The 24987-nt window shown below is 49.3% G+C and carries 18 protein-coding genes and 1 tRNA gene; 13 read left to right on the top strand and 6 right to left on the bottom strand.

Translation table 11 applies throughout. The annotated features are described in order from the left end of the window. Window positions 1-19: 19 nt before the first annotated feature. From RT717_RS11645 to RT717_RS11620, 6 genes are all read left to right on the top strand, one after another. A complete protein-coding gene (locus RT717_RS11645) occupies window positions 20-3316 on the top strand; it encodes a WD40/YVTN/BNR-like repeat-containing protein (protein WP_317491911.1) in 3297 nt (1098 codons plus the stop codon). 170 nt (window positions 3317-3486) lie between these two features. Further along, a tRNA-Asp gene (locus RT717_RS11640) sits at window positions 3487-3560 on the top strand. A 966-nt stretch (window positions 3561-4526) separates the two neighbouring features. Next, complete coding sequence (locus RT717_RS11635) at window positions 4527-5171, top strand: YceI family protein (RefSeq protein ID WP_317491910.1); 645 nt, start codon at window positions 4527-4529, stop codon at window positions 5169-5171. Between the two features lie 451 nt (window positions 5172-5622). After that, a complete protein-coding gene (locus RT717_RS11630) occupies window positions 5623-7563 on the top strand; it encodes a DUF4493 domain-containing protein (RefSeq protein WP_317491909.1) in 1941 nt (646 codons plus the stop codon). 25 nt (window positions 7564-7588) lie between these two features. Continuing rightward, complete coding sequence (locus RT717_RS11625; protein ID WP_317491908.1) at window positions 7589-8935, top strand: DUF4493 domain-containing protein; 1347 nt, start codon at window positions 7589-7591, stop codon at window positions 8933-8935. A 10-nt stretch (window positions 8936-8945) separates the two neighbouring features. Next, window positions 8946-10310, top strand: coding sequence for a DUF4493 domain-containing protein (locus RT717_RS11620; protein WP_317491907.1), 1365 nt, complete (start codon window positions 8946-8948; stop codon window positions 10308-10310). A 442-nt stretch (window positions 10311-10752) separates the two neighbouring features. Here the strand turns inward: RT717_RS11620 and RT717_RS11615 are convergent, their stop codons facing one another. The 6 genes from RT717_RS11615 to RT717_RS11590 form a co-directional block, all read right to left on the bottom strand. Next, window positions 10753-11661, bottom strand: a complete 909-nt coding sequence (locus tag RT717_RS11615; protein ID WP_317491906.1) for a GlxA family transcriptional regulator — start codon at window positions 11659-11661, stop codon at window positions 10753-10755. Between the two features lie 102 nt (window positions 11662-11763). Next, window positions 11764-12591 carry a GlxA family transcriptional regulator gene (locus RT717_RS11610; protein ID WP_317491905.1) on the bottom strand — a complete coding sequence of 276 codons (828 nt, stop codon included), beginning with the start codon at window positions 12589-12591 and terminating at the stop codon, window positions 11764-11766. 3 nt (window positions 12592-12594) lie between these two features. Continuing rightward, on the bottom strand, window positions 12595-12993 hold the full coding sequence (locus tag RT717_RS11605) for a DUF6010 family protein (protein ID WP_317491904.1): 399 nt from the start codon (window positions 12991-12993) through the stop codon (window positions 12595-12597). Window positions 12994-13084: 91 nt separating this feature from the next. After that, window positions 13085-13780, bottom strand: coding sequence for a GNAT family N-acetyltransferase (locus RT717_RS11600; protein WP_317491903.1), 696 nt, complete (start codon window positions 13778-13780; stop codon window positions 13085-13087). Window positions 13781-13806: 26 nt separating this feature from the next. Continuing rightward, a complete protein-coding gene (locus RT717_RS11595) occupies window positions 13807-14418 on the bottom strand; it encodes a hypothetical protein (RefSeq protein ID WP_317491902.1) in 612 nt (203 codons plus the stop codon). Between the two features lie 48 nt (window positions 14419-14466). Then, window positions 14467-15297 (bottom strand): alpha/beta hydrolase, encoded by an 831-nt coding sequence (locus tag RT717_RS11590; RefSeq protein WP_317491901.1) that lies wholly within the window; start codon window positions 15295-15297, stop codon window positions 14467-14469. 768 nt (window positions 15298-16065) lie between these two features. Here RT717_RS11590 and RT717_RS11585 point away from each other — a divergent pair. The 7 genes from RT717_RS11585 to RT717_RS11555 all read left to right on the top strand — a co-directional run bounded on the left by RT717_RS11585 (window position 16066) and on the right by RT717_RS11555 (window position 24986). After that, on the top strand, window positions 16066-16986 hold the full coding sequence (locus tag RT717_RS11585; protein ID WP_317491900.1) for a hypothetical protein: 921 nt from the start codon (window positions 16066-16068) through the stop codon (window positions 16984-16986). 31 nt (window positions 16987-17017) lie between these two features. Beyond that, complete coding sequence (locus tag RT717_RS11580; RefSeq protein ID WP_317491899.1) at window positions 17018-17911, top strand: hypothetical protein; 894 nt, start codon at window positions 17018-17020, stop codon at window positions 17909-17911. 450 nt (window positions 17912-18361) lie between these two features. Beyond that, entirely contained in the window at window positions 18362-18817 is a 456-nt protein-coding gene (locus tag RT717_RS11575) for a (2Fe-2S)-binding protein (RefSeq protein ID WP_317491898.1), read from the top strand. A gap of 12 nt (window positions 18818-18829) precedes the next feature. Next, window positions 18830-21037: a xanthine dehydrogenase family protein molybdopterin-binding subunit gene (locus tag RT717_RS11570; protein ID WP_317491897.1), complete on the top strand. Its 2208-nt coding sequence runs from the start codon at window positions 18830-18832 to the stop codon at window positions 21035-21037. A gap of 472 nt (window positions 21038-21509) precedes the next feature. Further along, window positions 21510-22856: an MFS transporter gene (locus RT717_RS11565; RefSeq protein ID WP_317491896.1), complete on the top strand. Its 1347-nt coding sequence runs from the start codon at window positions 21510-21512 to the stop codon at window positions 22854-22856. A 736-nt stretch (window positions 22857-23592) separates the two neighbouring features. Further along, entirely contained in the window at window positions 23593-24468 is an 876-nt protein-coding gene (locus RT717_RS11560; RefSeq protein WP_317491895.1) for a pirin family protein, read from the top strand. Window positions 24469-24653: 185 nt separating this feature from the next. Beyond that, window positions 24654-24986, top strand: a complete 333-nt coding sequence (locus tag RT717_RS11555) for a PadR family transcriptional regulator (protein ID WP_317491894.1) — start codon at window positions 24654-24656, stop codon at window positions 24984-24986. Window position 24987 lies beyond the last annotated feature (1 nt).

Here is a 24987-nt window from a genome sequence, read left to right as displayed (position 1 = left end):
AAACATTTATTCGCCTTTTATGAAAAAGCATTCTTTCCTGATTGTTCTTCTACTGACAGCCTATTTTTCGTACGCACAACGTCGCTCATCAACGCAAGCCCAAAGTCCGGCGTCGCCACTGGAGAGTGTGTCCCTGGGTGGGTTAAAATTTCGGAATATTGGCCCGGCGCTTACTTCAGGCAGAATAGCTGATATAGCAGTAAACCCCAGCAAAACGAAGGTGTACTACGTGGCAACTGCTGCCGGCGGTGTATGGAAAACCGAAAATGGGGGAGCCACCTTCGACCCGTTATTCGACAGTGAGGGAAGCTCCTCTATTGGTTGTGTGGCGTTGGATCCTAATAACAGCAATGTCGTTTGGGTAGGTTCTGGTGAAAACAACAACCAGCGTGTAGTGGGCTATGGTGATGGTGTTTATAAATCGATTGACGGGGGCAAGAGCTGGGAGAATATGGGGCTGAAGATGTCTGAGCACATTGCCAAAATCATTGTTGATCCCACGAACTCTGATGTGGTGTATGTAGCTGCCATTGGCCCACTTTGGAAAGAAGGTGGGGAACGGGGGGTGTACAAAACAGAAGATGGCGGCAAAACCTGGACGGCGGTGCTAACAATCGATGAGCACACCGGTGTCACAGATATGGTGATGGATCCGAGAGACCCCAAAGTCATATATGCCGCAGCTATGCAGCGACGTCGCCATGTATTTACTTATATCGGTGGAGGGCCGGGTTCGGGTATGTATAAAACGACGGATGGCGGGCAGAGCTGGTCAAAAATCAATAAAGGCCTTCCTACCGTTGATATGGGAAGAATTGGCCTCACTATTTCACCGGCAAATCCCGAGGTGATTTATGCCATTGTAGAGGCTGCACAGAACAAAGGAGGCTTTTTTCGTTCTACCAACAGAGGGGCATCGTGGGAAAAAAGGAGTGATTATACAACGAGTGGCAATTACTATCAGGAAATATTCTCTGATCCGGTGGATCCCGATAAAGTGTATGCCATGGACGTATGGTTCAAGGTGTCGAAAGATGGCGGGAAGTCATTCAGTGTTGTGGGTGAAGACACCAAACATGTCGATAACCACGTGATGTGGATTGACCCGGCTGATACAGAGCATTGGCTGGTGGGTTGCGATGGTGGAGTTTACGAAACCTATGAGGCGGGAAAAACATGGTTTTTCAAAGCCAACTTGCCCGTTACGCAGTTTTATAAGGTAACCGTTGACAATGCGTTGCCGTTCTATAATGTGTATGGAGGTACGCAGGACAATTTTAGTTTAGGAGGCCCGTCACGAACAATTACCAACCACGGCATCCTTAATTCCGATTGGATCATAACCCACGGCGGGGATGGTTTTGAGTCGGCAGTTGACCCTAAGAACCCCGACATTGTTTACGCTCAGTCTCAGTATGGCGGATTGTCACGCTATGATAAAAAAAGTGGTGAAGAGGTTGGTATACAGCCCAAAGAGAGAAAAGGAGAGGCGAACTACCGATGGAACTGGGACGCTCCGTTGCTAGTGAGCAGACACAAAGATGGAAGGGTGTATTTTGCTGCTAACAAAGTGTTTCGCAGCGACGACCGGGGCAATAGTTGGGACGTCATCAGCGACGACCTAAGCCAGCAAATCGACCGCAACAAGCTCAAGGTAATGGGCCGGGTATGGGGAATTGATGCCGTCTCAAAAAATGGGAGTACCTCGCCCTTCGGTAGTGTGGTGGCGTTGGCAGAGTCACCTGTCGATGAGAACCTGTTGTACGCCGGCACCGACGATGGACTGATTCAGGTGACAGAAAATGGGGGGCAAAGCTGGAGAAAGCAGCAAAATTTCCCCGGCGTGCCTACTATGACCTACGTCAATTATGTGCTGCCTTCTCAGCATGATGCCGGCGTCGTGTATGCTGCGTTCAATCACCATAAGTATGGTGATTTCAAGCCTTACATCTACAAGAGTTCGGATAAGGGAGTTTCGTGGGCGTCGATCACCGCAAATTTGCCAGTAAAAGGCACGGTCTACAGCATTGCTGAAGACCATGTAGACCCCAATTTGCTATTTGCAGGTACGGAGTATGGTATTTTCTTTACCAACGATGGCGGAAAGAGCTGGAAGCAATTGAAAGCGGGAATGCCCACCATTGCCATCAAAGATATCGATATTCAAAGAAGGGAGAATGACCTTGTGCTGGCCAGCTTCGGCCGGGGGTTCTTTGTGTTAGACGACTACTCTGCCTTACGCCAGCTAGGACAAGCGACACTGGCAAAAGACGGAGCCTTGTTTCCAATCAGAAATGCTTTGGCCTATGAAGAAAGTATGCCACTGGGCTTACCTGGCAAGGCCTTTCAGGGAGATGACTATTACGCTGCTGAGAACCTTGGCCCCGTGGCAATATTTACCTGGTATTTAAAGGATGAGGTAAAAACAAAAGAAGAGGTGCGTCGGGAAGCCGAGAAAAAGCAATTGGAGAATAATCAGGACTCAGCTTACCCATCTTACGAAGCGCTGAAGGAAGAGAAACAAGAGCCAGACCCTTATTTGTTGTTTACCATCAGAGACAGTCAGGGCAATATTGTGAGAAAGCTGCAGACAAAGCCAGTCAAAGGTGTTAATAGAACCACCTGGGACCTTCGCTATGCGCCGAAAACGCCTGTTTCTCTTAACAAGCCGTCGTTTTACAATGCCTTCGCAGGTAAAGAAGAAGGGCACCTTGTGGTTCCTGGTCGCTACACAGTGCAGCTCTCCAAAAGTGTAGATGGCATGCTCACCAACTTGTCGGAGGAGGTGGGTTTCGAGGTGGTGCCATTGCAAAACACTGTTTTGCCTGCCGCCAACCGGTCGGCGATGGTCGTTTTTAAGAATGAGGTGGCTGAGTTTCAACGGGTGGTGGAAGGCACCCAAAGCGTTGTAAATGAAATAGGAGGACAGATGCGTTACATCAGGGAAGCTATTTTACGAACCGAAGCCGCACATGGACAATTGATGGCTGGCTATGAAGCGCTGACTAAGCAGCTGGCGGATATCAGGTCGAAGCTCAACCGTGATGGAGTGGCCTCAGAGCTCGACAAAGAAGTACCGCCCACTATAGCCTCAAGGGTAGGGGCTGTTGCTTATGAGCAGATGCACTCAACATCCGACCCCACACAAACACATAAAGATCAGCTGGCTATTGCCAAAGAGGAGTTTGACCCGATTTACACCAATATATCTCAATTGATCACTGGAAACCTGAAGAGCTTGCTGGAAAAACTGCAGAATGAGCATGCACCGTATATTCCTGCCGCCCTTCCTGTGTTGCCCGTTTATAATAAGTAGCGCTCAAAGTCATAAAATATTGAAGACGAAGGGGTTGCTTGCCGCTGTTGAGCATTCGCTGATATTCTTTCAATAAATTTGAAAAAATTTATGATTTCCGTTTTGCAAAAGAACTACAAACGTATACTTTTGCATCTCGATTTACGGAAGGTAATCGAGACACAACGAAAGGAGTGGTAGTTCAGCTGGTTAGAATGCCTGCCTGTCACGCAGGAGGTCGCGGGTTCGAGTCCCGTCCATTCCGCAAGAAGCCTTAGAGAGATCTAAGGCTTTTTTGTTTTATCTCTCCCATGTCAGCTGGTTAGCATGCCTGCCTGTCACGCAGGAGGTCGTGGCGGTTCGCCGGTGCGATTCGAGTCCCGTCGCAATGGACTGGCCTTAGAGAGATCTAAGGCTTTTTTGTTTTATCTCTCCCATGTCAGCTGGTTAGCATGCCTGCCTGTCACGTAGTAGGTTGCGGCGGTTCGCCGTTGCGATTCGAGTCCCGTCGCAATGGACTGGCCTTAGAGAGATCTAAGGCTTTTTTGTTTTATCTCTCCCATGTCAGCTGGTTAGCATGCCTGCCTGTCACGTAGTAGGTTGCGGCGGTTCGCCGTTGCGATTCGAGTCCCGTCGCAATGGACTGGCCTTAGAGAGATCTAAGGCTTTTTTGTTTTATCTCTCCCATGTCAGCTGGTTAGCATGCCTGCCTGTCACGCAGGAGGTCGTGGCGGTTCGCCGGTGCGATTCGAGTCCCGTCGCAATGGACTGGCCTTAGAGAGATCTAAGGCTTTTTTGTTTTATCTCTCCCATGTCAGCTGGTTAGCATGCCTGCCTGTCACGTAGTAGGTTGCGGCGGTTCGCCGGTGCGATTCGAGTCCCGTTGCAATGGACTGGCCTTAGAGAGATCTAAGGCTTTTTTGTTTTATCTCTCCCATGTCAGCTGGTTAGCATGCCTGCCTGTCAGGCAGGAGGTTGCGGCGGTTCGCCGGTGCGATTCGAGTCCCGTCGCAATGGACTAGCCTTAGAGAGATCTAAGGCTTTTTGTTTTCGGGGGTTCTGGTGTCGAGACACAACCGAACCAGAAAGCTTGTGAAGACACAAGCCCCAACGCAATTCGGTTGAGTATTTCCTCAATGAAAACAAATCGTTAGCAATCAAGTTAATATTTAATGTAGATACATTTAATGTATCTATTTCATTAACTTTGTATTTCAAACCAATTACAACTATGAACTTGACAAGCACAAAAACATTATTTGCGTCATTGATCGCAGCGGGATTCCTTACTGCCTGCGGCGGTGGAAACGCAACAACCGAATCATCGACAGAAACTGCCACTACTGAAGAAGTAGCTGCTGTGACTTACTCTGTAGACCCTGCCAGCTCGGTAGTAGCCTGGAAAGGCGAAGTGGCTGGCGTTTATGGCCACAATGGCGTGATTGAAGTCGCTAACGGATCAGTAACAGCCGAAGGCACTCAAATCACAGGTGGCGACATCACCATCGACATGACAACTATCGCTCCTTTGGATTCAGCGTCTTACAAAGACGAAGAGGGTAGAAGAGCAAGCGACCTGGTGGGTCACCTGTCAACCGGCGATTTCTTCCTTGTTGAAGAATTCCCTACGGCCACTTTTACTATCAAATCTCACGAGGGAAGCAAAGTGACTGGCGATCTTACTATCAGAGGCATTACAAAGGAAGAAACATTGGAGCTCTCTTCCATAGAAGTAACTGACGGAGGCCTGACTGCCGAAGGCGTATTAGTGTTTAACAGACAAGATTACGATGTGAAGTGGGTTCACTTCATGAAAGACATGGTATTGGCTGACAATATCGAAATCAAAGTGAACATCAAAGCTGCGAAGTCGTAAGTAAAGCATTGCTGCAAAAGCAAAAAGGCCAATTCTGAGGAGTTGGTCTTTTTTTGTGCTCATTGGCGTACTCTTCTTCGCCGTGACCATTCATGTGGCCGCCTGCGCAAGTTCAACCCTGTGAATGGGCTAAGGGTGGAGTAGGGGCAGTTTGGGTAAAGTAGAGCCGACTGGCCAGCCCGTCGCAGACTACAAAAGGTTGTAGCCCCGCCTTCCTGCGAATTCGATACCAGGCTGCCGCCTCATAGGGCCAGCCATTATCTGCCGAAACTTTTGTAGTCTCTTTGGCTGAAGAAACATGTCTTCATTCAGCATGCATCCCGATACAAGCGTGGCATTTACAAATTTTTTTAACTGCTTCGTGAACAATTACTATTCACTGACAAAAGCGGTCCACTAATCATCGTTTTTTTTTCTTTCTTAGAGACTTTTAGACTAATTCAATAATGCTATGAAAGTCTTAAAACTCGTCTTTCTAAATTTCCTTTTTTTAACTTTAACAGTTGCCTGCCAGCAGCAAAGCGAAACACCCGAGCCACTCGACTACGGCTACTTATCGCTTAATCTGTCACTCACTATCGCCTCCGAACCAGCCAATGGGCGGACCCTGGCAGTCAACACCGACGACTTCCGGGTGACCATTTTTGCTGCTGACGGCACGGAAGTGATGATGTTTGATCCCTTTTCAACAGCACCAGCCGAAGTGCAGCTACCCACCGGCGAATACTACGTAGAAGCCCACAGCAACAACCTGGTGGACGCCGCCTTCGAAAACCCCTACTACTTCGGGCGATCCGACAATTTTACCATCGACAAAGAAGAGCTGAAATCTATCGATATAGAAGCCGAGCTGGCCAATACCAAAGTCGCCATCAACTATTCGGCGAATGTAGTCAACACCTTCCACAGCTACACCGGCACAGTAACAGTGGTAAGCAGCGGAGCCAGCCTTTTCTATGTCCAGGGCGAAACGAGAGAAGGCTATTTTTTAACTTCACCGCTCCAAATAGAAGTAAACCTGAGCTATACCAAACTGGACGGCACCACCATCGACAGAACATACACAGCTTCGATTACCGATCCACAGCCTAAAACGCTGTACAATATCAATGTGGACGCCACGCTGGAAGACGGCAAAGTGGTGTTCAATATCACCGTGGATGAGGGTTTTGATACGGTGGATATTGAGTTAGGGGGAGCCGAAGTAAGCAGCTTTTCTCCCTGGTCAAGGAATTATGGAAGCTCTTCTTATGACAATCCCGATGGTGGTATTATCGCAACCAGAGACGGGGGGTACCTGGTTGCTGTTCAAACTTCAATGGCAGACTTCGATGTACCTGAGTTCAGAGGGGTAGCAGATATCTGGGTGTTCAAAGTGGATGCCGACGGCGTACTCTTGTGGTCAAAAGTGCTTGGGGGATCAAACATCGATTTCATCGGAGGATTGGTGGAAGGTGAAAATGGCTATCTTGTTGTTGGCAGTACCCAATCATCAGATGGCGACGTCTCCCAAAGCTTCGGTAGTATGGATGCATGGCTGGTCATGTTAAATGTTGACGGGTCAATTGCCTGGGAGAAGTCATATGGTTCACAGTATTACGAAATGGCGTATGCGGCAGTTGCTACCAGCGATGGAGGATTTGCGGTAACAGGGAATTCTAATCAGGTAACCGATATGTGGATATTCAAAATAGATGCTCTTGGCAACATGGAGTGGGAGAATACCTTTGGTGGTAATTCTGCAGTGGCAACAGCTAACGACATCGTGGCGGTTAACGACGGGTATCTGGCCTGTGGATTTATAGACGTAAATGGGAACAGAGACTTCTACATAGCAAAAGTCGACCTGGCAGGCGACGAGGTGTGGCAGCGACAGTATGGAGGCTCCGGTTCGGATGAAGCAAAAGCTTTGATAGACGTGGGAGACGGATATGTTGTCACTGGCTGGACTTCGTCTGCCGATGGGGACGTAACCGGATACCATGGAGGAAATGACCTTTGGGTTATTAAGCTTGCGGTCGACGGATCTCTGGAGTGGCAAAAATCGATTGGTGGTTCCGATCAGGAAACTGGATATGATATTGATATTTCTTACGACAACAATATAGTTATCACTGGGGACGCTGGTTCAAACGACGGTGATTTGACAAATGTGCAGCCTTATATTGGAGCGCAATACTGGTTGGTGAAAATAAGTCCGAGTGGCCAACTGCTGTGGAACCATACCTACGGACGTGGCTTTTCAACTGGCTTTGCCAAAAGCCACGATGGCGGATACATTTTGAGTGGGTCGGCGTTCAACCTGAGCGGAACTGTGTCAGTGCCCGGTGGCCATGGAAATTCAGATGTTTGGCTACTCAAAGTTGACCAAGATGGAATCTACCAACCCTAGTTTTTAATACAAAAACAGCGAACTGATGAAAAGACTCCTTTACATACTACCTCTTGCTTTTATTTTACTGAGTGCTTGCCACAGAGATGAAGTACCCGAAGCAAAAGACTACGGCTATCTGTCCCTGAACCTCTCACTCACCATCACCTCCGAACCTGCCAATGGCCGAACCCTGGCGGTGAATACCGACGATTTCCGGGTCACCATCTTTGCTGCCGATGGCACCGAAGTGATGGTGTTTGATCCCTTTTCAACAGCACCAGCGGAAGTGCAGCTACCCACCGGCGAATACTACGTGGAAGCCCACAGCAACAACCTCGTCGATGCAGCTTTTGAGAATCCTTACTATTTCGGACGGTCTGACAACTTCACCATCGACAAAGAAGAGCTGAAATCTATCGACATAGAAGCCGAGCTGGCCAATACCAAAGTCGCCATCAACTACTCCGCCAATGTAGTCAACACCTTCCACAGCTACACAGGCACAGTAACAGTGGTAAGCAGCGGAGCCAGTCTTTTCTACGGCCAGGGCGAAACGAGAGAAGGCTATTTTTTAACCTTTCCACTCGCCGTAGAAGTAAACCTGAGCTACACCAAGCTGGACGGCACCACCATCGACCGGACGTTCACAGCGTCCATTGCCGATCCGCAGCCCAAGACCCTGTACAATATCAATGTAGACGCAACGCTGGAAGATGGTAAAGTGGTGTTTAATATCATTGTAGATGAAGGTTTTGATACAGTGGATGTTGAATTGGGGGACGGGAGTGTTGAGCCCAACGAAAACTGGAGTCCTGGTGCAGATTGGATTGATACCCGGGATGGCGAGGTTTATAGAACTGCCCAGGCTGGAAGCCAGGTTTGGTTAGCTGAGAACCTTAGGTACGAGGCGGAGCCTTCGTGGGTTATGAATAACAATATTGAAAATGAGGCGGACTATGGTCGCCTATATTTGTGGGCAACAGTTATGAACGGAGAATCGCCAGGTAGCAGTGTCCCTAGTGGAGTTCAAGGCATATGTCCTGCTGGATGGCATATACCAAGTAATGCTGAATTGACACAACTCTTCGATGAGTATGGCGGTGCGGCAGTAGCTGGATCTGCATTGAGGGAAACAGGAACCGACCATTGGAATAGCCCGAATGCTAATGCCACCAATGCAAGTGGTCTCTCTTTTAGAGGCTCAGGTTGGTACCAATCAAACACAGGAACATTTCATGGATTTGGACAATGGGGACATACATTTTCTTCTGAGGAAATAGTTGGTTCTGGGGGCTATCAAATTGGTGTTTTCTACGCCAACTCCGCTGTAAGCGTAGGCTACGCAACCCCCTACAGCTACGCCCTCCCAGTTAGATGTATAAAAGATTAATGCTTACTGAATGATGAAATTAACGACCATTTTTGCCGCTTTAGGCCTGTTTTTAGTGATGGGATGTAGCCAACAAAGCGAAACACCCGAGCCTCTCGACTACGGCTACCTGTCCCTCAACCTCTCCCTCACCATCACCTCCGAACCAGCCAATGGCCGGACCCTGGCCGTCAACACCGACGACTTCCGGGTCACGATCTTTGCTGCCAATGGCACGGAAGTAATGGTCTTTGATCCATTTTCTACAGCACCGGCGGAAGTATCGCTGCCTACCGGCGAATACTACGTGGAAGCTCACAGCAACAACCTGGTGGATGCCGCCTTCGAAAACCCGTACTACTTTGGGCGATCCGACAACTTCACCATCGACAAGGAAGAACTCAAGTCCATCGACATTGAAGCCGAGCTGGCCAATACCAAAGTGGCCATTAACTACTCCACCAGTGTGGTCAACACCTTCCATAGCTACACCGGCACAGTAACAGTGGTAAGCAGCGGAGCCAGTCTTTTCTACGACCAGGGCGAAACGAGAGAAGGCTATTTTTTAACCTCTCCACTCGCCGTAGAAGTAAACCTGAGCTACACCAAGCTGGACGGCACCACCATCGAACGCACGTTCACAGCGTCCATTGCTGATCCTCAGCCTAAAACCCTATACAATATCAATGTGGATGCCACGCTGGAAGACGGAAAGGTGGTGTTCAATATCACTGTGGATGAGGGTTTTGATACAGTTGACATCGATTTAGGAGACGCAACAGGCAACCCAAATGCAAATTGGTCGCCGGGAGATGAATGGACTGATGAGCGGGACGGCGAAATATATGGAACTGTGCAAATAGGTGACCAAGTTTGGATGAGCGAAAACCTGCGGGCAGTTGCTTATCCCGACGGTGAGCCCATACCAGAAGTGCAGGACGATGTTACCTGGTGGTCCAATAATACGCCGGCCTATAGCTGGCTATACAATGATCAATTGACTTACGAAAGGCCGTATGGAGCTTACTATAACTATTATGTGATTGACCACAAAGAGCTTTGCCCGGCCGGGTGGCACATGCCAACCATGCAGGATTGGGAAGATTTGGAGAGTTTTGTCGTCAGCGATGGTTACCTTGGCCCGGTGGGAGAAGCGCTGAAAGCAACCTATAGCTGGGCCAACGATAACAACGGAACAAATGCGTACGGATTCTCGGCTGTTGCCGCTGGTGCAAGATCGTCAGTTTTTAGCTACGTAGGAGAGCTCACGTATTGGTGGGTAGCGCCGGACACTTACTATACCGGACCTTATTCATCCGGCATTACCGCTAATTTCTTCCCCTGGGGCGATTATACATACAGGGTTGGCCTTAACGTTCGCTGTATCAAAGAGTAGGTGCTGCCAGGAACGCTGAGTCTTCAGCAGACGTGGCTTCAAAGCGATTATTTGTGGTTGGACGGACGACCTCATACTACAAAAGTTTGCAGCCCCACCTTCCTGCGAGTATCATATCAGGCTGCTGACCCATCGGCGGTGTCGTACCAGCCGAAACTTTTGTAGGCTCTATTTACCCTAAGTGCCTAATGCAAGAGACGCTGAGTTTTACACTTGTGCCATATTGAGTATCCTTTCAACCACCAAACTGGCCTGATTTTCGTATATTCATACATACAGGAGCCATTCACCTTATTTCGCTCCTTTTCCCTTAAGCCCTTAGCAAACCCGTTTGTTGCGCATCGAAGATACCAGGGCTTCCTGCTCAGCGTTTACCGGCACCCGCTTATCTAGTATTGATACGCCCCGGACTTCGGGGCCTTGCCAGGACTGCCTTAGGCCGCTATTTCAAAATCCTCTGCAGCTGCCTGGCCGACTTAAATCCGCACTGAGCGGCTATGTAGTCGACCGTGTAGTCGGGATTGTGTAGCAGGGTCTGCGCATTTTCTCTTCTCAGCTTGGTGAGGTACTCGACGATAGTCGTGCCGGTGGCTTCCTTAAATACCCGGGTGAGGTTTCTCGGGCTCATGGCCACCATAGAGGCGAGCGTTTCTATGGCGTTTTCTCCGGAAATGTGATCTACGAGATAATCCTGAACGGCATGGATTTTTGGGTTGATGTGATTTCTGAAATCGAGGTAAACACTATGTTGGCTTTGGTTTTCACTTCGCCTGTGGTACACCACCAGCCCACGGGCTACCTGGTGCACAAAGTGGGGGCCTTTTAAGTCTTCCAAAATGCTTAGCGCCAGGTCGATGCCAGCACTGATCCCTGCACTGGTATACACATTGCCACTTTTTACAAACAGAATATCGGAAATGACCCTGGCCCTGGGAAATCGGACTTGCAATGCCTCCATTCGTCTCCAGTGTGTGGTGCATTCCCGCCCGTCGAGTAACCCCGCCTCTCCTAGAACAAAGGCGGCGTCGCAAACGGAGCAGACATTGACCAGTCTGTCAGCGCAATCGGATAACCACTGGAAAAATTCTTTTTCTGCCCTAAATTCCTCGCTCTCAATGTATTCGAACTTCATTCCTGGAATGATAACAAAATCGCCTGGCAGCAGCCTGGCCTCTTTGAAGTGCTTAATTTTGCCAAACTCAAGCCCAGCCGTGCTGGTTACAGCAGTTGTGTAAGAATAGAAGTCGATGCCAATGTCATAGCCAATGAATTTGGCCTCTGTGAAAACCTGCACTGGGCCCGCCAGGTCCAGTAGCTCCACGTTGGGAGGAACAATAAATGCTATATTCATGCTACCCGGTCACCTGAAGGGATATATTCAGGCCAATACAAGTTAGCGATAACGGCGAGTCGTTGATGATTCACCAGAAGTAATATTTTGCGAGCCCGGCTTTTAAGCGCCAGCAGCCAGCTCCCGCCGCAGCTGCGTCAGGTAGTCGACAAGGGTAACCCCAGTGGCAGCCTCAAATGCATACCTGAGGGTTTCCGGGCTCATTCCCGCCACGGCAGCCAGCTTGGCCATGGAAGTGTCGCCCGCCATGTTGTCAATCAGGTAGTCTTGCAGGTCGTGAATGTTGGCGTTGATATGGTTTCTAAACCGGAGATAGAAGCCTTCCTGTTGGTTGGCGCCACTTTTTCGATGGTAAACAACAAGCCCCCTGGCGACCTTTTGGGTAAACAGGGCCCCTGCCAGGTTCTCCAGAATGGACAGGGCCAGGTCGATGCCTGCAGAAATGCCGGCGCTGGTGCAAACATGGCGATGCTTCACATACAGCCTGTCGGCCAACACTTTTGCCTGCGGAAACTGTGCCTGTAGCGCCTCTACTCTGCGCCAGTGTGTGGTGCATTCAAGGCCGTTCAGCAAACCCGCATGCCCCAAAGCAAAGGCCCCATTGCACACCGAGCAAACGGTAATCCCTCTGTCCGCACATGCACTGAGCCACTGGAAAAACGTCTTTTCGGCCACGAATGACTCGCTCATTACGTAGTTTTGATCCATTCCGGGGATGAAGACATAATCACCTTCTGCTAGCTGGGCCTCCGAGTAGTGGGCCACTTTTCCAAACCCCAGCCCGGAAGTGCACACCGGGTCATGCTGATAAATAAAGAACTCCAAGTCCAGAGCAAAGCCATAAAACTTAGCCTCGGTGAAAACCTGCACAGGGCCTGCCAAATCCAGTAGTTCGACAGTGGGAGGAATAATGAATGCTATCTTGTTCATGATTTAAAGTCTTAGTTTATTTCTTAATCGATACTGAACAGCCACCAGGTAAAATCCCATCACAAAGTCAATAGATATGCAAAAAGCATCGTACTGCGGGGGTAGTAAACTTGACGACAGAAAGTAGGGGTAAGCCATGTCCCACAGGCCGTGAAGGAAATACCCAATGCCAAGCACGTACAGGTTCGTTTTCAAACCATAGTAGGTAAACAAAACAAAGAATATCACCTGAAGCCCGCTTGTGACACCGGCTGTTAAGTCTGTCCAGGTAAACCCGACATACAGGAAGGCAATGCCAGACAGAATCAATCCATAGAAAGTCGGCTTGTCTAAGCTCTTGATAAAGGCCGTTGATAAAATGATCAATAGCCCTAAGGAAATTCCAATTATTGCACCAGTCATATAGTTAGTATTTAATGTAAAAAGTTAGTTGAGGATGTTGTTTTTCCTCAGAGTCTCCTGACGTAAGGAAGGGACGCTGAGGGAAAGTCCCTTACAAATTGTTAGCTGTCTGTCCGCCGGTCGCATTCGCCTGCAGGCCTTGATTATTGCAGCAGCACGGCCTCTGATTTTCGTAGCAATCGCAGGCTGCCTCCTTCTTCATGGCCTTACTGGCACACCGCCAGCACGGGCGCACCGCAGTAGCGTTGATGGGCACCTGAATCAGCTCGGCACCGGCCTGGGTTCTTTCATCCACGAACCCGGCCTGCAGCACCACTTCATTTTTGTGGTCGAACATCAGGTCGCCAACGGGCTGGAACCCGGCCTTCATGATGCCATTGTAGGAGCTTTGGTTCTCCGGAGCCGAAATAATCCACAGCCGGTGGCTGATGGCTGCCTCGGCCTCCACCATCGTGCGCAGCAGCTGTACGTAGTAGCCCCTGCCACGGTACGCCTCCAGTGTTCTGAAATTCCACAGATAGGCATTGCCTTGGGGCACGTCAACCTCCCTGGAAAGCTCTCCAATTCGCACCCTGCCACGCCCAAGCCAGCCAAACGAAACATGCTCAGCTTCCAGCCTCACCACCCAGGCTTCATTTCCCTCCTGAAACCTTCGGGCAATTGCCTGTGGCTCCAGCTTCATCAGCGTAGCCAGGGTGGTTGTGTCCCACTCTTTTTGTATCGAGAGGTTGTTCGTGGTGCCCGGAGCTGCATGGACGTCGCCACGCCAAAATGTGAATAGTGCCATATCTGAAAATTGATTTGACTGCCCGACTATTTGATTTTGATGCCAACCCCTGCCTCCAAGGCAATATTATTTGAGTTGCCATCGATGTAGGTGATGTTGGAGCCCTTCGTGGGCCACGGAAACAACGGCACATACATGCGTCCTGTGAAAAAGTACTTCTTCCAGCCCCGCTTCAGGCTGTACATCAATCCGTAGTCGGGGCTTAGTGACTTGATGGAAGCAGTAGCAGTAGCCAGGTCAGGGTTGCGTAGCGTTTCCTGATAGGTGGTGTACTTCACGCCAGCCATCAGCAGAAAGGTTTGGGAAGTTTTGCGGCCATTCAAGGTGGTGCCAGCGCCAAACTTCTGGTTGATGGAGTAGTTGTAGTCCGTGGTGATGTGGTTGAAGTTTCGAGCTGTCACATTGTTGATGTTGAACGACGAATGCGAGGCGAAACTCAGGCGCTGGATCGGATTCCATTGTACCAGCGTGGTCATGAGAACGTCCGTGCCGAAATTGGTGTGGATGCCGATTCCAGGCTCAATGCTCAATAGTCTTCCGGTAGAAATGTTGGGTGCCTTTGAGGCCATTTCCTCCTGTGCGAAAGCATAAGTGCTGGCAATCAGGAAGAAGAGGAGTAATAAATATTGATTTTTCATGGTGGTAAATTTTAAATGGACGAGAGAGATACTGGCTGTGATTGGGCGTTACAGCTGCCTGTTTTGGAAGTAGTAGTTCAGCCCTTTCACGATGTTCGGCTGCCTGGAACCGACATGATCAAGGTGCTTCTCACGGTTTTTGGCCAGGCTGATGTCAGCATAGTTGTCACGCAGCGCTTCATAAAACGCCTCAAAAGGAGCCTGCATCCTGCCGGCATTCTCCAACTCACCTATGCCCAGGAATACCAGATGGTGCTGGTCCTTGTTGGCGGCACGGTACGCCTTTTCCAGCTGTAGCGACACTTCGTTGTCAAACCAAATAGAGGGACTCAGTAGCAGGTAGTTGCCAAACAGTTGGTTGTTCACAGCCAGCACACAGGCGCCGAACAGCCCGCCGTAGGAATGACCCAGGAGCACCCGGCCATTGCGGGTAGTATCCACACGGAAGCGCTCCTCCATTTGGGGAATCAGCTGGGTTTCGATAAAGTCCAGGAACTGCGTGCCACCGCCCGTCATCTCACTGGTTTTGGTAGGGGTGTAGTCGATGCTGCGATCCTGGCCATAGCCAATGCTGACCACCACCACGTTTTGCGTTGCCAGGCGCTCCGAAATCTCCCGGCAGTGGTTGGCCACGAAACCGAAATTTTCCTCTCCATCCAGCACATAAATGGCCGGATACCTTTCAGCGGAGGTATAGTAAGCGGTGGGCAAGGCCACCCTGATGGGGTAAGTGGCACCATTGGCCGCCGATTGAACGTCGAACGCCTGCGTAAGGCTAGGGTTAAAGTCCTCGTCCTGGCACGACCCCAGCAGCGTCATCAGCAGGTAGGCACCAATGATTACGCCCGGGTACAGCATGCTTGCTTTGTGTCTTTTCATGATCTTTTGTCTAATGATTGTTTTTTGATGCGACAAAGATCTGGCGCATTCACCTTCCGGCCTAGGTCAACAAAGCGTCATAAAAGGACAAGAATGGGAGGGGGGCGGGGCCTGGGCAACGACAGCGGTTAGGGGTCGGCACGGCGAGGAGGGCGATAGCAATGGCAGCCGTCAGACGCCGGGATGGCAGCAGTAAAGTAGCAGCCGGGCAGGATCCCGAAAAACGACACGCTCTTCTCCCAAAACTGGCCTGATTTTCGTATATTCATACATACAGGAGCCATTCACCTTATTTTCGCTCCGTTTCCACTAAGCCCTTAGCGAACCTGTTTGCTGCGCACCACTCACTACCTATGCTGCCTACCACCGACTACCTATGGTGCGCACCGCAGCCTCCTGTTAAGCCGTTATCAGACCTCCCATAAGCGCTTAACAGGAACGAAATAACGCCTTTACTAGGTATGTCATAAGGGCTTGTCACCTATCTGGACAAGGGCTTAACAGGTAGTCGCATAAGCGCTTCACTGGTGGCGACACAAGGTTTCCTCATCAGAGCAGTTGATTCACTCTTTAAATTGAAGGCCCTGTCAATCGATAGGGTTTCAAATTTAAACCCATTTTAGGCCGGCACACGAACGTAAGAGAAAAGAATACCAATGCACCTAAACTGAATTATAGTCCAGTCTCGATCAAATTTAGGAGCAATTTCGAAAGAATTGGAAGGTAGAATTTGAAAAAAGCTATATTACGAAAGCTAATTTATCGACCATGGAATTTTTTAAAGATTTCTTAGATGAAGTGGGCAGGAGATTTAAAAGTCCCTTTGTTGCCTCTTTCGGAATAGCTTGGGCTATTACGAACTGGCGAATTGTTTTGTCGGTGTTTATTGACAATCACCATATCATGGTTTTGGGGTACAATAACCTATTTAGTTTTATTGAGTCTCAGATTACGATTCAGAAAGCCTTATTGATACCGCTGGGAACTGCGATTGGCTACATCTTGGCAGCACCACAAATTAAGAGAGTCATAAGAATTTATATCAATAAAGTTCGTGTAAAAGAGAACAACCAGATAATCGAAGACTCAAATTCAGCAAAGGTTCTATTGTCCGAGTACAATGAGAAAGTCAAACTCTTGGAAGAAAAGGAAAGGGAGCTTGATGAATACATTGGGAAACACAAGGATGTAAAAAAAGAGCTCGAAAAGAAGGAACTCGAAGTCAAAAATATTTCCCGGGATCGGGATGAGAAAATTCAGCAAGTGGCTGTGTTAGATACAAAAGCTAAAGACAAGGACACCCTCCAAGAGAGACTAAAAATAGTTGAAGCAAGACTAAGAACCATAAACGACAGTATGATTCTAAATGGAAATTGGGCAGTAATAGTTGGCTCCCGTTTCGAATCAGACCCTTTGTCCATATCAATAGACAATCAAATTATTTCCGAATGGAACGGCGAAACTGTTGAGATCATTGGGCACATCTACGCATTTCACTACACAAACAAAGAAAGTGAATTGACTTTCATAAAAGTCCTTTTTAAGGATAAAAAGGTTAGGTTATTTCAGAACAATCTTAAAGTTGAACTCACTAAAAGCAGCATTCAATTGTCCGGCACAGAAATTGAATTACCGTGGGATACAGAGTCCTATCCGATACTTTACACGGCAGAAAAAAGTGATATATAATATCCTCCAATAAAGTAATCTTGTCTACACCGTGAATAAAATAAATGATTTTTTTGACACCCTTAAAGAAAGGTTCACTAATCCCTTTTTTGCATCATTCATTATATCGTGGGCTCTCATCAATTGGGAAATTACGCTTGCACTGCTTTACTGGGAAAATGGTTTTGATGGGTTAATTGACTACATCTCAAAAAAAGCAGATTGGTATTATGGTTTTGTATATCCTTTTATAGCCGCCTGTCTGTATCCATTCTTTCGGATCGCTGTAGATGCCGCAATTACTTGGATTAAGAAAATAAGCGACAATTGGAACATCAACATTTCCAAGGAACGAAGCGTTAAAATAAGTAAGTATTTGCGTGACCGGGAACGGTTAGATACTAGTCTTCAGAACCTTGAAAAAATTATTAACGCTGAAAACGTAACTGCTGACCAGCTCAAAAAACAAATCGAAATTGCCGAAACTCTTCAAGTGAACTTAGCAGAATCCCGCAATAGGTTGGTTGAGTTGGAACAGCAGGTAAAAGACAGTACAGCTTTGGAAAAGAAGTTCTCTAACGCTCAGGATCAACTTGCTAATATAACCAATAGCAATGTCTTAAATAGGACTTGGAAAGTTACAATTGGGCCCGTGAATGAAGGCAAAACAGCCGTTTTTAAGATAAATGGTGACTCACTATCAATGATGAAAAACAATGAGTTGATTGAAGTTGGAAGAGTTTATGGATTTCATTACATGACACCTTCAAAAAGAATAAGTTTTATTAAAGTGATCACCGAACAAACTCAAGATACTTTTCTTCTCAACGATTTATCAATCATAGAAGCCAAAGGGAAAATTCAATTGTCTGGAATAGAAATTCCAATTCCATACGGCAAAGAAGCATATCCTATTCTCTATTCCTCCGAAGGATTTTATTCTTAGTTTAAAATTACTCCTTTTTCTTAAAGCCCCCAATCAACGCTTTTGGGCTAATCTTCTTTTTTAAGAGCGCTATAACTGAATTGGGAATAACATCAAATTTCCCTGCATTCTCAAATACTGAAATGATGTTTTGACCAATCAGCATTGCATAGACAGTTGATCCCAGATAGCTATATATTAGGCTGTATATTCCTGCATTGAATGAAATTGAGATTAAGACAGTGCCAAAGAATAGACCTACTAAGAACCTTGCAAGTGTTTACTTTTGAAGTCCTTTCTGATGAAAATTGCAACTGCAACTGCAATAGTGAAATAAGGTATCCTAGTTATTGTGAATTTCAAATCTCCACTTGAACCAGCTACACCGCCTCCCACCCAATGACAATATTTGACTTTCACTCTTCCCCAAATAACCTTATCTTTAACATTATCCCTCTAACTAAACTACCGATGGCAATTTTCAAACTAACAATTAACGGACAACAAAAGCAGGTGGATGTGGATCCCGCTACGCCCATGCTGTGGGTGCTGCGAGACAATCTCGACCTGGTAGGCACCAAGTTTGGCTGCGGCATTGCCCAGTGCGGCGCTTGCACCATCCATGTGAATGGCAATGCCACCCGCTCGTGTCAGCTGCCTGTGTCGGCCGTAGGCGACAACAAAATCACCACCATTGAAGGCCTTTCCGAAAACGGAGACCACCCGGTGCAGCAAGCATGGCTACAGCACGACGTGCCCCAGTGTGGCTATTGTCAGGCAGGCCAGATCATGACCGCCTCAGCGCTGCTTGCGGCCAACCCGAAGCCCACCGATGAAGAAATTGAATCGGCCATGAATGGCAATATCTGCCGCTGCGGCACCTATGTAAGGATCAAAGCCGCCGTGAAAACTGCCTCAACACTCTAAAACCATCAGCTTATGACATTAGTAAGGACGAAATTTGGCAGAAGATCATTTCTGAAGACCTCGGCAGCCGCCGGCGGTGGACTGATGATCGGTTTCAGCTGGCTCACCCGGTGCTCGCCGGTGTCGGAGCCCCTGGTGGCCGTGCCCAACGAGTGGTTCAAAATCAACGGCTATATCAAAATTGGTGACACCGGTCTTGTGACCATCTTCAATCCCAATCCAGAGATAGGCCAGAATGTGATGACCTCCATGCCCATGATAGTGGCCGAGGAGCTCGACGTGGCCTGGGACCATGTGGTGGTAGAACAAGGCATGCTTGATGAGGATGCTTTTAAAAACCCGCAGTTTGCCGGGGGCAGTCTGTCCATTATGCTGGGCTGGGATGCCCTGCGCATGGCCGGAGCTACTGGTCGCAGGATGCTGCTGGAAGCCGCCGCCAAAGAGTGGGGCGTGAAGGTGGAAGACCTGACAGCCAGTGAGGGAATCATCAAAGAGAAAAACGGAACGAGGACCATAGGGTACGGAGCCATTGCTTCCAAGGCAGTGGGCATTGAAGTGCCCGAAGAAATAGCGCTGAAAGAACCTAAAGACTACAAGCTGCTGGGCAGCGCCCAAAAGAACGTGGAGGGCCCCAAAATTGTCACCGGCAAGCCACTGTTCGGCATCGACTTCAAAAAAGAAGGCATGCTGCTGGCCATGATTGAGCACCCACCAGCATTTGGCATGAAGGTGAAAGACTTCAACGTGGACGAAATCAAGGCGATGGATGGCGTGAGGGACGCTTTCATCATCGACACCACCATACCCGAGCCAGCCTGGTCGGATGTGAATGCCTTCAATCACCTGATTGCCATTGTGGGAGACTCCACCTGGCAGCTGATGAAGGCCAAGAAGGCGCTCAAAGCCAATTGGGAAACGGTCACGGAGCCCGAAAACACAGCCATGCATGTGCAGCGGCTGAAGGACACACTGAAAAACGGCGAAGTAGGCGGCAACAGAAAAGACGGTGACACGGAGGCAGCTTTTGCCTCGGCCGCCAAGGTGATTGAGCGGACGTATACGTCGCCATTCCTTGCCCACGCCACCATGGAGCCCATGAACTTCTACGCCAATGTGACGGCAGACGGAGCGGAGCTGGCAGGGCCTACGCAAACCCCCAAGGCATTGGAAGACTCGGCTGCTAAATTGCTGGGCCTTCCTGTAGAGAAGATCTCCGTGCAAATGACCCGCATAGGTGGTGGCTTTGGCCGTCGGTTGTACGTGCACTTTGGGTTGGAAGCAGCGGCGATCTCCAAAAAAATGGGAGCGCCCATCAAAATGATTTACACCCGGGAAGACGATATGACCCAGGGCACGTACCGACCAGCCTACCGCTCGACTTACAAAGCTGGACTTGACGAAAACAACAACCTGATTGCCTTTTCGGTGAGAGGGGCGGGGCTGCCGGAAGGCCCGGTTTTCCCCAACAGGTTCCCTGCTGGGTCGGTGCCCAATTACACCGCTGAAAGCATTGGCTCAACGACGAACATTTCGACAGGCGCCTGGCGGGCACCGAGGTCGCACTTTACGGCAGGAGCGGAGCAGTCCTTCCTCGACGAGGTGGCGGAGCTGGCAGGCAAGGATCCGATTGACTTCCGGTTGGAACTGTTCGACAAGGCCATTGCCAATCCTGTAGGAGAAAAATACGAATACGATGCCGAGCGCTATGCTGGTGTGCTGAAGCTTGTGAAAGAAAAGGCCAATTGGGGCGTGGAAACGCCCGGCGTGTTCCGTGGAGTGGCTGCCTACTTCTGCCACAACTCTTACGTGGCCCAGGTCATGGACGTGGTGATGGAAAACAACCAGCCCAAGGTGAAAAAGGTGTGGTGCGCTGTCGATTGTGGTATTTTGATCAACAAAGAGGGCGCCGTCAACATCATTCAGGGAGGTGTGGTTGATGGCATTGGCCATGCGCTCTACAGCGAGCTGACATTTGAAAACGGTGCGTCGGTGCACAAGAACTTCAATACCTACCAGCTGATCAGGCACAGCCAGGCGCCGGAGGAGATTGAGGTGTTCTTTGTGGAGAACGAGATCAAACCGACGGGACTGGGCGAGCCAGGGTTGCCGCCGGCGATTGGGGCATTGGCCAGCGCTCTTTACAAAGCCACGGGCAAGCGCTACTACCACACGCCTTTCAGCACGGCCGATCAATCGCCGGAGAAGATAGAGGTGATGTAGGGGCTGCATCAACCAGAAAACAAAAGGTGATCGAAAGGTCACCTTTTTTTGTGCCTGGGCCCTTCAGGACATGGAGAGGTTCGAAGCGAAATCGCTGACCTGCTCCCTTTAGGGGTGCCCGGCTCAGGGCCGGGGTAAAACTGCAGTTATGAGCTTGCTCATTGGTAATCCTACCACTCAACAGCTCTTGGATTATTTCATGTTTTTCCGAATCACTGAAAATCATCAATCCTGATTTCGATAATCGCATTTTTAAATCTGGTTGTGTCAATCTATTTCAGGATAAAACAATCAATCACCAGCAGGGGGTGATTTGCACTTTGGGACTGCTCCGCTAACACCAAATTAATGAAGTCACTATTCGCTTTGTGGCAGAGTGACCTCATTTATCGTTTCCGCTGGCAGCCCTCGAAGCAACGAAATTGCGTAAGTAGCCAACTCCCTCCAAAGTTTATTACCTTCACACCTTGCTATGAAAAGACGAGCGTGGGCGAATTTTCCGTTTCATCCCGGAAAGTGGCCTTTTTTTTACGGATGGATGATCCTCATCTGGGGATCTCTGGGCATCATCATGAGCATCCCCGGCCAAACCATGGGGGTGTCGGTATTTACCGATTCGCTGTTGGGCAGCCTGCATATCAGCCGGGATGAGCTGAGCTTCGCTTATATGTTGGGCACCATTGGCAGCTCCTTTATGCTGCCCTGGGCAGGTCGGCTGTACGACCGCCTCGGCGTGCGCCCTACAGCTGTGGCTGCCGCAGTTGGGTTGGGGTTAATTCTTATTTGGCTGAGTAATATCGACAGCTTGCTGTCGGGCTGGATAGCCACACAGGCCACTAGCGCCATCGTCATCACGTTGTTTGTCACCTTTCTGCTGCTGCGCTTTTTCGGGCAGGGTGTGCTCACCATCGTGTCCCGCAATATGATGATCCAGTGGTTCGATCGGCGCCGTGGATTTGCCACCGGGTTTAGTAGCGTCTTTGTGTCGCTGGCCTTTTCAATCTCCCCGCTGTTTCTCTTCACCCTTATCGAAGCGTACACCTGGGAAGGTGCCTGGATGGTGATGGCGTTACTGGTCGGCCTGCTGTTCCCGGTAGTGATCATCGTGTTTTTCAGGAACCGTCCTGAAGACAGTGGCCTGTTGCCTGATGGCCGCTCGCCGGGGGAGGAGGTTGCCACTTCTGCCAAAAAGAAAAAGATCCTTTTCCCGGTGATCAAAGAGTTTAACGCCGCTGAAGCCATCCGCAATTTTCCTTTCTGGGTTTTCGCCCTCATGATGGCCATGCAGGCTTTGTATTTCACGGGCTTCACTTTTCATGTCATGTCCGTTTTTGCCGAGGCCGGACTGCCCGACACGATGGCCATCACTATCTTCCAGCCTGTGGCCATCATCGCCGTGGTGGTTACGCTGGTGGCGAGCAGCGTCAGCGATCATATCCCCCTGAAATACCTGCTGTATTTCAAAGGAGGGGGCGCCTGCCTGGGCATCCTTGGTGTGATCTTTCTGGGCACGACCAGCTGGGGCTACTACCTGATCATTATTGGCAATGGATTTATGACGGGCCTCTATTCGGTATTGGCCACAGTTACCTGGCCACGGTATTATGGCCGTGCCCACTTAGGCGCCATCAGTGGGCAGGCTATGATGATGATTGTTTTCGGCAGTGCCCTGGGGCCAATGCTGTTCAGCCGGTCGCTGTCCTATTTCGGCACCTACAATGTGAGCGGCTGGCTGTGCTTTGCGGTGTACTTCATCCTTACCATCATGGCCTTTTGGGCGGATAATCCACAGAAGGTGCTGGCGGAGAGGCAGGGTTGAGAAGGGGAGTGGTGACGCTCCGAGTTTATATACGCTAACCCAAGCTCACCGGTAATTGCTGCCTGTCCGACTTTCGGCGGAAGGGAGCTAAGTAATTGTCAATTGCGATTGGCGGACTCCAGCGACTGAAGCAATCTGCTAGTTACGCAGCCAAATCGTGGACTTGCGTACTATGGGTGCCCTGCTCCAGAACAGGCTAGAACGGCGACTAGGACAGATTTTCTCTCAAGGTTTCTGCACATTTCTTAATTTCTGTCCCACTAAAGCTTAGCTTTTTGCCCTCAAGCCGGGCTGACTGTTACCGCATCGGCGGACCGTTTTTCTTGCCGTTCCCGGATGGGACAAAAAGTAACCCGCTTCGGCGGCGGTTCGCCGAGCGACCGAAAAGTCAACGAAAAATTAACGCACAAGCCAAGAGCCCGCACCCAGCCACCATTTTTCGCCCACCCGCCTGGTAGGGCGTTGCTTCTTATTAAGATTTCGTAAGAGATGGAGTTTAGTGTAGGAAAACAGGCAATAATGTGCGGGCTCCCCAATAATCGGCAGGGGGTGTTTATTGCTCCGAATTAATAGACGCTAACCCAAACTCACCGGTAATTGCCACTCTTCCAGTTTTCAATCCCATTACTCACCTTTTCGATAGTGCTATACCAAAGTATAGTATTGTAAATAATCCGGCCAACCTGCGTTAATGATTGTAGTACACCAGGGAGACAATAATTAACTAAAAATTCAAATGATGAGCTTACATAGAAAACTAGGAAAAACCTACACACCTGCCGACCAGCAGGGATTTCTCGGGCTAGGTCACGTTGCAAGGGCTGTGATACAAGTTCCTTATCCGGATAGCGATCCATTTATCATGCTAATGGACGATATGCTCGACAAAAAGGACAATATTCCGGTTGGCGGGCCTCACCCACATGCCGGTTTTGAAACGGTGACACTTATGCTGGAAGGAGAAATGGGTGACGAAAAGCATACCATGAAAGCTGGTGACCTTCAACTGATGACGGCAGGAAGTGGTATTGTGCATACCGAAACCATTGACAAGGAAGCCAAAATGCGCATACTGCAACTGTGGCTTAACCTTCCTAAGAAAGACAGGCAGGCCTTGCCGAGGGTGCAAGATATTGCCCTGGAGCATGTGCCGACCAAAAGCGAAGAGGGGCTGGTACTTAGGCTGTACAGCGGATCGCTGGGAGGGTTTACGTCACCCATCAAAAATTACACGCCATTCATTTTGGCAGACATCACCCTGCAACCTGGTGCCACCACCGTGCAAGACATCCCAGCCTCTTACACGGCCTTTCTGTACGCTATTGATGGAAATGTGTTGGTAGGAAATGAAGCCAGGCAGCTGAATGCCAATCAAGTGGGTTGGTTAGACAGGTTTTCAGAAGAGGGAACCAGCCAGCTTCGGTTGGAGGCAGGTGAAACGGGTGCTCGGGTGATTTTGTATGCGGGACAGCCTCAAAACGATGAAATTGTTTCTCATGGGCCGTTCATTGCCGACACACAGGAAGACATCAGGCGACTGTACAGGGAATACCGAAACGGTGAAATGAACCACATTTCAATGGTGGAGGAAGAACAAAAAATGGCTTGGTGATCAACACCTTCGGGTAGCTTGGAAACAGATAGAAGAGCGGCAGGGTATGCCGCTTTTTTTATGGCTGTTATGCCTTTTGTGTGGCTGGTTTAGCGTTGGTTTTTGGTGTTTATCGTACATTTCATCTATTTAATAGAACAAATTAAATTAGCTCCCGTATATTTGTTCTATTAAATAGATAAAATATGTCAAAAGAGCATTTGGGCGAATTGGAGGAGTTGATACTACTGGTCATTCTTAAGCTTGAGAAAGACGCCTATGGTTTGGCTATCCGGCAGGAGATCATCAAACAGGCGCAGCGCTCAGTCACTATCGGCGCTGTGCATGGCACTGTTAACCGGCTGGAGGACAAGGGCCTGATAGAGTCCGAATATGGAGGAGCCACAGAGGAGAGAGGCGGACGGCGCAAGCGGATACTGACCGTGACAGCGGCTGGACTGAAAGCCCTGGAGAGGAGCAAGGACGTGAAAATGAACTTATGGCAGCAGATTCCTGTGCTGGCCGTCAATAAATCATAAA

It is taken from the genome of Imperialibacter roseus (assembly GCF_032999765.1).
Lineage (GTDB): Bacteria > Bacteroidota > Bacteroidia > Cytophagales > Cyclobacteriaceae > Imperialibacter > Imperialibacter roseus.
This window is presented reverse-complemented; position numbering and strand designations above follow the sequence as displayed.